3 protein-coding genes and 1 pseudogene are annotated in these 2,953 nt (G+C 74.1%); 2 read left to right on the top strand and 2 right to left on the bottom strand.

The window, feature by feature from the left end:
* Positions 1-905: DUF7800 domain-containing protein (locus MXD58_RS24160; protein ID WP_250609988.1), on the bottom strand; the 905-nt coding region annotated here is incomplete at its 3' end.
* Positions 906-972: 67 nt separating this feature from the next.
* On the bottom strand, positions 973-1,146 hold the full coding sequence (locus tag MXD58_RS24155; RefSeq protein WP_248837127.1) for a hypothetical protein: 174 nt from the start codon (positions 1,144-1,146) through the stop codon (positions 973-975).
* 412 nt (positions 1,147-1,558) lie between these two features.
* Between MXD58_RS24155 and MXD58_RS24150 the strand changes: the two genes are divergently transcribed.
* Positions 1,559-2,371, top strand: coding sequence for an enoyl-CoA hydratase/isomerase family protein (locus MXD58_RS24150; RefSeq protein WP_248837126.1), 813 nt, complete (start codon positions 1,559-1,561; stop codon positions 2,369-2,371).
* Between the two features lie 130 nt (positions 2,372-2,501).
* A pseudogene (locus MXD58_RS24145) lies at positions 2,502-2,953 on the top strand (hypothetical protein); the annotation flags it as partial.

Genomic DNA, 2,953 nt, shown 5'->3' with positions numbered 1-2,953 from the left:
GCGGCGCCCGGGGCGCCGCCGTCAGCGGTGAGCGCGGCGAACAGCGGGTCGGCGGCGCGCTGCGCCGGGCCCAGGTTGCCGAGATGCTGGTAGAGCCAGGCGGCCATGATGCCGCCGGTGATCCGCTCGTCCCACCAGGGCATCGCGCTGATCTCGCCGCGCCAGGTCGCGGAGATGTTCCAGTCGTCGCGGACGTCGTGGTCGTCGAAGACCATCGCGGTCGGCACCGTCGAGAGCAGCCAGCGGATCTCCGGCTGCGACCAGGCCTCGCGGTAGAGGCGGGTGTACTCCTCGAAGTCGGCGATCTCCTCGCCGGGCGGGCGGGTCGTGTCCCGCCGGGTGGCGATCCAGGCGCGGGTCTCGGGGGAGACATGGTCGGCGTAGACCTGGTCGCCGAGCAGCAGCAGGACGTCGGGGACCGGCCTGGCGCCCGTCCTGGCGGGATCGGCGAGGTGTTCGCGCAGGTCGAGGGCGAGGGCGTGCAGCGCGTCGGTGCCGAGACCGCTGTCGTGTTCGTCGGCGTTGAGGGTGTAGGGCCTGTCCTGCGGCGCGGTCACCCGGCAGGATCCGAACGCCAGCGTCACCGGCCTCGGGTCAGCCGGGCCGGGCGCCGGACGCAGCAGGCTCGGCGGCTCCCCGGGCAGCGGCCACACCCGCACGCCGTCGACCCGGACCTCGTAGGGCCGCGCGACGCCGGCCCGCAGGCCACCCACGGTGACCACCGCGTAGTGGTGACCGCCGACGGTGAACGTGCGCGCCGCTCCCGACCCGTCCGCGCTCGCGGCGGCGGCGGCGCTGTCGAGGGCGGTGACCTCGACGAGGCCTGGGGCGGTGGTCTCCACCCAGATCGTCACGCTGGCGGAGTCGGTGTGGCGCTGCATCGGGCCCAGCAGCAGACCGGTCAAGGCGACTCTCCCTCCGCGTTCGGTCGGACCTCCGGCCGCCGCGGCCGGGACCTGCGCCGTCGGGACATCACCGCAATCGTACCCATCGTCGCGGCGCGTGCGGCGACGTCACCACGCCGGCCAGGGCGGCGGTGTCCGAACGCGAGACCGCGACCTGAAAAGGTTCCCACTCCTCGCCGGTGGCCCGCCGCCCCGGCCCGGTGAGCACGTCCGCCAGCGCCGCGCGGTCCCCGGCCAGCACCGAGGTGTCCGCGCACGCGACCCGGTCGACCTCCTGGCCGGACGAGGCGGGTTCCGCGAACGCGGTGACCGGCGTGCCGTCCGGCTACGTTCGCGTGGGGAACGGTTACGCGGGGCACCGCCGCGTCGGCACAGTCCGCCATCCCCCGAGGTCGGTGCCTGTCCGGAAAACCCGCTGCCATGATCGCACAGGTACGGCGAGCGCCCTCGCGCCCGCTACCGATCCGAGGCCGGTCGATCCGTTGCGTGGTGCGGGGAGGTCTCCACATGTTGGGCCGGCCGGCCGGCCGGCGCACGGCCGCGGTCGCTTGACCGCGGGGCGTACGGCGCCGGAAGGGGAGTGGTGGTGCTGACCAGAGTGGCGGTCCCGCAGGGCTGGGGCCAGACGCAGGTAGCGGCAGGGGCGGTTCGCCGTGGGTGACGGCGCGGCGCGGGACGCGGCCGAGCACGCGCGGATCACCGAGGACGACGGCATTCTGACCGTCACGATCGACCGGCAGGCCAAGCGCAACGCGATGGGTCCGCAGGTGATCGAGACGCTCTGGCGTGCCGCCAACCAGCTCGCCGACCGCGACGACCTGCGTTGCCTGGTCATCACCGCGGTGGGGCCGTACTTCACCGCCGGCACCGACCTGTCGGCGCCGGTCGGCACCCGGCACGGCGACCCGGAGACCGAGCACCTGCACCCCGGGTGGAACTTCCGCCGTAGCTACCGCACTCACCATCTGCTCTACGACGAGCTCGAGGCGATCGAGAAGCCGATCGTGGTGGCGGCCCAGGGCATCTGTCTGGGCGGCGGCGTGGAACTGGCGGTGTCCTGCGACTTCCGGTTCGCCACCCCGGCGGCCGAGTTCGGCGTGCCGGAGGTGCGCAGCATCGGCGTGATCGCCGGCAGCGGCGGGACGAGCCGGCTCACCCGCCTCGTCGGCCCCGCCTGGGGCAAGTGGATGGCGATGGCCGGGCGGCGGGTGTCCGCCGAACAGGCCCGCCAGATCGGTCTCGTGCACGACATCTACCCCGCCGAGACGTTCCTCGATGACGTCTACGCGTTCTGCCGGGACCTCATCACCATTCCCGCCGAGACGCTCGGGGTCGCGAAGCTGGCGATCGACATGTACGCCGATGTCTCCGACCGCACCGCGCAGCGGAACATCGACCGCCTGCTCGTCAGCGGAATGATCACTTCGCCGGACTACCTGGCCCGGATGGCCCGGTTCCAGAAGTGACCGGGAGCCGGTAACGGCTCCCAGCGGCGCGCGGGCCCGGGATGCCTGGACGTCGAGGTCGGTACCGCCACCGGCGCCACAAGTTCTACACTGCGTAGACGTGAGGGGTCGCGGGACGGACTGGACGCGGGTGCCGCGTGGCGGCGTCTTCGCGCTGGCCTGCACCGGGCTCGCCGCCGGGGCTCACACCCTCGGCCACGGCGGGTCGCCGCCGGTGGCGGCGCTGGCCGCGGTGGCGGTGGCGATCACCGTTCTCGCCGTGCCGTTCACCGCTTCGACCCACCGCCTGCCGACGGTCGTCGTCGCCATGGTCGCCGCCCAGGCGGGACTGCATGTGCTGTTCGCCGCCGCGGCGCGCTCCGGGGCCGCGGGGCACGCCGCGATGGTGCCGTCGCTGTGCATCGCGGACCGTGGCGCGCTCTCCGACGCGGTCGTCCAGCGGATGATCCACACCCAGGCGGCGCTGTTCGGAGCTCCACCGCCGCCGATGCCGGTGGCGCCCTGGCAGGGCGGGGCGGTGATGCTCGGCGGCCACCTGCTCGCCGCCGTCGTCACCGCGATCGGGCTGCACCGCGCCGACGC

The sequence above is a fragment of the Frankia sp. AgKG'84/4 genome, assembly GCF_023242965.2.
Classification (GTDB): domain Bacteria; phylum Actinomycetota; class Actinomycetes; order Frankiales; family Frankiaceae; genus Frankia.
This window is presented reverse-complemented; position numbering and strand designations above follow the sequence as displayed.